Consider the following 7,256-nt stretch of genomic DNA (forward strand, 5'->3'; position numbering starts at 1 on the left):
GCAACATTTTTTTTGCCATCTAAATCGCCACATTGGTCACTCGACCTGCTCGCACCATCACAGGCATACATCCCCATGACCTGCACTATGTCGCTGGTCTGTAAATCCCTCATACCTCTCCCCGCACGCAATTCAAAGAACCGTTATTTCTCACGAGTTTTCAGGGACTAAAATGAACAGAAAAAGAATACTGTTAATACCGTTGTTATTCTGCGGCGTAATACTCACCGCCTGCGATGACAAATCAGCGCAAAATGCAGCTTCCATGACGCCAGAAGTGGGCGTGGTGACGCTCTCCCCCGGCTCAATCAATGTCATGAGTGAACTGCCCGGCAGAACTGTTCCTTATGAAGTTGCTGAGATTCGCCCGCAGGTGGGCGGCATCATCATTAAACGCAATTTTATCGAAGGCGATAAAGTTAACCAGGGCGATTCGTTGTATCAGATTGACCCTGCTCCGTTACAAGCAGAATTAAACTCTGCCAAAGGTTCGCTGGCTAAAGCTCTCTCCACCGCCAGCAATGCCCGCATTACCTTTAACCGCCAGGCATCGTTGCTGAAAACCAACTACGTCAGCCGCCAGGACTATGACACGGCGCGAACTCAACTCAATGAAGCTGAAGCGAATGTCACCGTCGCCAAAGCTGCCGTTGAGCAGGCGACCATCAATCTGCAATACGCTAATGTCACCTCGCCTATTACTGGCGTCAGCGGGAAATCGTCGGTGACCGTCGGCGCATTAGTCACCGCTAATCAGGGAGACTCTCTGGTAACCGTGCAGCGTCTGGACCCGATTTATGTCGATCTCACCCAGTCAGTGCAGGATTTTTTGCGCATGAAAGAGGAAGTCGCCAGTGGGCAAATCAAACAGGTTCAGGGCAGTACGCCAGTACAGCTTAACCTGGAAAATGGCAAACGTTACAGCCAGACCGGCACGCTGAAATTTTCTGACCCGACGGTAGATGAAACCACAGGTTCCGTCACGTTGCGTGCAATTTTCCCCAACCCGAATGGCGACTTGCTGCCTGGTATGTACGTTACGGCTTTAGTGGATGAAGGTAGCCGCCAGAATGTGTTGTTAGTACCGCAAGAAGGCGTCACCCACAACTCCCAGGGCAAAGCGACGGCGCTCATTCTGGATAAAGACGATGTCGTGCAGTTACGCGAAATTGACGCTACCAAAGCTATCGGAAATCAGTGGGTTGTTACCTCTGGTTTGCAGGCTGGCGATCGGGTGATCGTTTCCGGTTTGCAACGCATTCGTCCGGGTATCAAGGCACGCGCAATTTCCTCCAGCCAGGAAAACGCCAGCACCGAATCGAAACAATAACGTTGCAGGCTTAAGGGGACTTTCATGGCTAACTATTTTATTGATCGCCCAGTTTTTGCCTGGGTACTTGCCATTATTATGATGCTCGCGGGCGGACTGGCGATCATGAACCTACCCGTTGCGCAATATCCACAAATCGCGCCGCCAACAATTACCATCAGCGCAACCTATCCAGGTGCCGATGCGCAAACGGTAGAAGACTCGGTCACTCAGGTGATTGAGCAAAATATGAATGGGCTGGATGGCTTGATGTATATGTCATCAACCAGCGATGCGGCAGGTAATGCCTCCATCACCCTGACCTTTGAAACGGGAACATCACCCGATATCGCGCAGGTTCAGGTACAAAATAAACTGCAACTCGCGATACCTTCATTACCAGAAGCGGTGCAGCAACAAGGGATTAGCGTTAATAAGTCGAGCAGCAACATCCTGATGGTAGCGGCGTTTATCTCTGATAACGGCAGCCTCAACCAGTACGACATCGCGGACTATGTGGCTTCTAATATTAAAGACCCACTCAGCCGTACCGCAGGTGTCGGTAGCGTACAGCTCTTTGGCTCAGAGTACGCCATGCGTATCTGGCTGGACCCGCAAAAACTCAATAAATACAATCTCGTTCCTTCTGATGTTATTTCCCAAATCAAGGTACAGAACAACCAGATTTCCGGCGGTCAACTGGGGGGGATGCCACAGGCGGCAGACCAGCAACTGAACGCCTCAATCATTGTGCAGACGCGCCTACAAACGCCGGAAGAATTTGGCAAAATCCTGCTGAAAGTTCAGCAAGATGGTTCGCAAGTATTGCTGCGCGACGTCGCTCGCGTCGAGCTGGGGGCGGAAGATTATTCCACCGTGGCGCGCTATAACGGCAAACCTGCCGCCGGTATCGCCATCAAACTGGCGACCGGGGCAAATGCGCTGGATACCTCGCGGGCGGTAAAAGCAGAGCTCAACCGCTTATCAGCGTACTTCCCCGCCAGCCTGAAGACGGTTTATCCTTACGACACTACACCGTTTATCCAAATTTCAATTCAGGAAGTTTTCAAAACGCTGGTTGAGGCGATCATCCTCGTCTTCCTTGTCATGTACCTGTTTTTACAAAACATTCGCGCTACGATTATCCCGACTATCGCCGTTCCGGTGGTTATTCTCGGCACATTTGCGATTTTGTCGGCGGTCGGTTTTACCATCAACACTCTCACGATGTTCGGGATGGTGCTGGCAATAGGGTTGCTGGTTGATGATGCCATCGTGGTGGTAGAAAACGTCGAACGTGTGATAGCGGAAGATAAACTGCCGCCGCAAGAAGCGACGCATAAATCGATGGGGCAAATCCAACGCGCGCTGGTCGGGATTGCCGTTGTTCTGTCTGCGGTGTTTATGCCGATGGCCTTTATGAGTGGCGCTACGGGCGAGATTTACCGCCAGTTCTCCATCACGCTGATCTCATCCATGTTGCTTTCGGTGTTTGTGGCAATGAGTCTGACCCCTGCCCTTTGCGCCACCATTCTGAAAGCCGCGCCGGAAGGCGGTCACAAACCGAATGCTTTATTTGCTCGTTTTAACCATCTGTTTGAAAAATCGACCCAGCACTATACCGACAGCACCCGCTCGCTTCTGCGCTGCACGGGCCGCTATATGGTGGTTTACCTGCTGATTTGTGCCGGGATGGCGGTGCTGTTCCTGCGTACGCCGACTTCTTTCTTACCAGAAGAGGATCAGGGGGTCTTTATGACCACCGCGCAGTTACCGTCAGGTTCCACAATGGTTAACACCACGAAAGTGCTGCAACAGGTAACTGATTACTATCTGACAAAAGAGAAAAATAATGTCCAGTCAGTGTTCACCGTTGGTGGCTTCGGTTTTAGCGGCCAGGGGCAAAACAACGGCCTGGCGTTTATCAGCCTGAAGCCGTGGTCTGAACGCGTCGGCGAGGAAAACTCGGTGACCGCAATCATTCAGCGGGCGATGGCGGCTCTGGGCCGCATCAATAAAGCAGTCATTTTCCCGTTCAACTTACCGGCGGTAGCAGAACTGGGGACAGCGTCAGGTTTTGATATGGAACTGCTGGACAACGGCAACCTGGGGCATGAAAAGTTGACCCAGGCGAGAAACGAATTGCTGTCACTGGCAGCACAATCGCCTGACCAGGTAACCGCGGTTCGCCCGAACGGCCTGGAAGATACGCCAATGTTCAAAGTGAACGTCAACGCCGCAAAAGCCGAAGCGATGGGCGTGGAGCTGTCTGATATCAACCAGACCCTCTCTACCGCCTTCGGCAGTAGCTACGTCAACGACTTCCTCAACCAGGGACGGGTGAAAAAAGTGTATGTCCAGGCCGGAACGCCGTTCCGTATGCTACCGGACAACATCAACCAATGGTATGTACGCAACGCCTCCGGCACGATGGCGCCGCTTTCTGCTTATTCTTCAACAGAATGGACCTACGGCTCACCACGTCTGGAACGCTACAACGGTATTCCATCAATGGAGATTTTAGGTGAAGCGGCGGCAGGAAAAAGTACTGGTGACGCAATGAAATTTATGGCGGATCTGGTCGCAAAACTTCCGGCTGGCGTTGGCTACTCATGGACAGGGCTGTCATATCAGGAAGCGTTATCTTCCAACCAGGCACCGGCACTATATGCCATCTCGCTGGTCGTGGTGTTCCTTGCCCTCGCCGCACTTTATGAAAGCTGGTCGATTCCGTTCTCGGTAATGCTGGTCGTACCGCTTGGGGTAATTGGCGCGTTACTGGCTACAGACCTGCGCGGTTTAAGCAATGACGTCTACTTCCAGGTTGGTTTGCTGACCACCATTGGGCTTTCCGCCAAGAACGCCATCCTGATTGTCGAGTTTGCGGTTGAGATGATGCAAAAAGAAGGAAAGTCACCGATGGAAGCGATTATCGAAGCGGCACGGATGCGCTTACGCCCAATCCTGATGACTTCTCTGGCCTTTATTCTCGGCGTGCTGCCGCTGGTTATCAGTCATGGCGCAGGTTCCGGTGCGCAAAACGCAGTAGGTACAGGTGTTATGGGGGGGATGTTTGCAGCAACTGTGCTGGCGATTTACTTCGTTCCGGTCTTTTTCGTTGTGGTGGAACATCTCTTTGCCCGCTTTAAAAAAGCGTAACGCGTAAACGAGAGTAAGGTTGAACGTGAGGGTTCAGCCTTACTCTTTTCCGCTAACCACTCGCCACTCAACAACCAGCTTACTGCCAGGAACACCAGACTCAGTAAACAGCATTGAAAGTAGAAGCCGCTCCAACCGTTGGTGATCAATTTAAACAACACGACACTGACCAGAATTCCCGTAATCGTATGAATTGCAAACTTAATAATCCTGAACATGCCGCGTCTTTTCCTCCTGAAAATACGTTTACTGTTTTGCAAACTGCGAAAACAAACTTGCCGATGGCCCGGCAGAGTTAATGAGGAAAGATTTTCACATGAAGTGTGAGGGAGATCCTGACCGACTTTCGAATGAGAAATCCAGTCAGGAAAAGGTCCCTGTTGACTGTTGTGCAAACTGGTGTGGCGTTATGCCATAATACTGGCGGAAAGTATTAATAAAGTACGACGTACTGCTATAGCCACATTTTTCTGCGATCATCGGCAACGGGATTTGTCGTAACTCGAGTAGTCGCCTGGCCATCGACATTCGTGAAGCCAATAAAATTTTGCTAAAGCAGGTTTTTTCATCCTGCAATTTTTTCTTGATTAAGCTTTCACTGGTATACATTTTTTCGGCGATATCACGCAGATACCAGCGTCTGGCAATATCAAAGCCAATAATGCGTTCAACTTTACCTGAAACAGTACTAATGCTATTAAAAAGGAAGGGGATAAGTTCTTTATTCCGTGAAAACATCGAAAGGCAGGAAAAGTAAAGCATATTACTTAATGTTTTGGACGCAATATCTTCTTGAGCAAAACTATCAAATATCGCAGTGACCAGCGGCATCGGTGGTGTTGGGTTAACTAACAACCGTTTTTTACTATGCAGCCCTAAACACCGACCAGAAAGACGGATATTGTGCAAATAATAGCTAATGACCCTTTCATCGATATCTAGTCTGCGGACGAGGGATTCATCAAAAGGAAAATTCTCCACCATATTTTTGCCCATCAAAAGAATACTCTCTTTTTGTAAAGAGATTTTTTGCTGCTCATGATATATATCAAATGAACAGCGGGTGAGGATCACCGAGCAAACGTGTGCCATGACAAGCCCTTATATTCCATTACTACAACCATTACAATTTCAGTATACAAATGAAATGATGTATGACTCCTGTAAAAAATCAAAACTGCCAAAATTGGTAGGACCAAAAGTAATCACATACATAAGCGCACATATCAGCTAAACCATAAAAAGTAAATGCCTGTGTGATATATCTTAAATTTGTGTATAGCTTATATTTATAAAAAATTGGCTGATCTTATCTCCAGTAAAAGTTATATTTAAACCACTGAGAGCACAAAGTTTCCCGTGCCAACATGGAGTGTTATAACGGCTTATTAGTCTGGAGACGGCAGACTATCCTCTTCCCGGTCCCCTATGCCGGGTTTTTTTTAACTTCAAAAAGCAATTATAACCTTACTATCCTTTCATGGTGACAACACTTTTCTGGTACACAAACATGCATCATCAGATGGTTATCCCCTCCTCTTTCAGCTATTCGTTCATGGTACTCTGTCGGTGTCATGCCATAATAATTGCGAAAAACATAAATAAAATACGACACGCTGTTATAGCCACACAACACGGCCACTCTCTTTATAGAAACATTATGTATTACAATGAGTTGTATCGCTCGCCGCATTCTGCATTCGGTAAGCAGTTGTGAATAAGACGTCTCTTCTTCGCGCAATTTTTTCTTTAACAAACTTGGACTCATCAATAACTCGTTGGCTATTTTCGCCAATGACCATTCATGAGCGATATTACGGTTAATGACCGTACAAACCCGCGTTCGCATATTGGGCTGTAAGATATTCATGAGTAGCGGTATAAATTGTTCATCTTCAAGAAAAACCGAAAATATCGCGAATATTAATGCCCTGTTACGTAAAACCTCACCATAGCGGAAATTTTTACTCTGCGAAAGCTGTACAACTTCCTGAAAAACAGGAATATCTCGGGTACAGTGATGAACGATTAACGAAGGAACTTTTTTATAGGCATGAAGATTTAATGCCTCCACCTTGAGCATCGGGAGAAATAATGAAAGTGTTTCCCTCGTGACAAAGACTACGTTCTCTGCACATTTATCAACTAAAATCTGGTTTGCATCCGCAAAAACCAAATCACCACTGTTAAAACAGCGACATTCACCACTCTGCATGGTGAGAATATATTTATGCTTTGCGTACGCAATTAAACAAGTTCCATGTAGTGATTGCATCATTAATACACTATAACAAAAACATATTATTGTATTTAATGTAGCACGCAAACACCCTAAGTCAAATCGATACTTAAACAAAGCTTAACCGAAAAAAAGAATAGCATCCTAAGTGGCTAGAAGCATTGTTCCAGAACACTTATTTTTCAATCTATTAGAGCAAAAATGAACAATAATAACGGATATGAATAATAGCTCATGCATCCAGCTATAATTCGCACAGATTTTAATTTACATTTCAAATTATTCAATTATATGAATTCCCCAAAAACAAAAAAAATGATCAGAATTAGCATTCTGATCATTACGCCACGGCTCTTATTTATAGGATATATTTCTTTACCATGAAGGCATTAAGCCTGCATGCTCAGAGCATGCAGGTGACATCCTGTTATCAGGTATGTTTAAAGCTGTTCTGCTGGGCAATACCCTGCAGTTTCGGGTGATCGCTGAGATATTTCAGGGAGGCTTTGTAGTCTTCCAGTAACAGTTCAGCGAAGTCCATTTCGAAGC

At 47.1% G+C, this 7,256-nt stretch carries 5 protein-coding genes; 2 read left to right on the plus strand and 3 right to left on the minus strand.

Features of this window, described 5'->3' with window-relative positions:
* Window positions 1-220: 220 nt before the first annotated feature.
* Together mdtE and mdtF are read left to right on the plus strand one after the other, a co-directional pair.
* The gene (mdtE, locus tag H9644_RS15220; RefSeq protein ID WP_316246027.1) at window positions 221-1,330 is read left to right on the plus strand and encodes a multidrug transporter subunit MdtE; all 1,110 of its coding nucleotides are present in this window, start codon (window positions 221-223) and stop codon (window positions 1,328-1,330) included.
* A 24-nt stretch (window positions 1,331-1,354) separates the two neighbouring features.
* Window positions 1,355-4,468 carry a multidrug efflux pump RND permease MdtF gene (gene mdtF / locus H9644_RS15225; RefSeq protein WP_191775187.1) on the plus strand — a complete coding sequence of 1,038 codons (3,114 nt, stop codon included), beginning with the start codon at window positions 1,355-1,357 and terminating at the stop codon, window positions 4,466-4,468.
* Between the two features lie 363 nt (window positions 4,469-4,831).
* On the opposite strand, the gene gadW is transcribed toward mdtF, so the two are convergent.
* From gadW to H9644_RS21615, 3 genes are all read right to left on the minus strand, one after another.
* Window positions 4,832-5,560, minus strand: coding sequence for an acid resistance transcriptional activator GadW (gene gadW, locus H9644_RS15230; protein ID WP_191775189.1), 729 nt, complete (start codon window positions 5,558-5,560; stop codon window positions 4,832-4,834).
* Window positions 5,561-5,927: 367 nt separating this feature from the next.
* Complete coding sequence (gadX, locus tag H9644_RS15235; RefSeq protein ID WP_191775198.1) at window positions 5,928-6,743, minus strand: DNA-binding transcriptional regulator GadX; 816 nt, start codon at window positions 6,741-6,743, stop codon at window positions 5,928-5,930.
* A gap of 394 nt (window positions 6,744-7,137) precedes the next feature.
* Window positions 7,138-7,256: hypothetical protein (locus H9644_RS21615; protein ID WP_000385785.1), on the minus strand; the 119-nt coding region annotated here is incomplete at its 5' end.

Source organism: Escherichia whittamii (assembly GCF_014836715.1).
Lineage (GTDB): Bacteria > Pseudomonadota > Gammaproteobacteria > Enterobacterales > Enterobacteriaceae > Escherichia > Escherichia whittamii.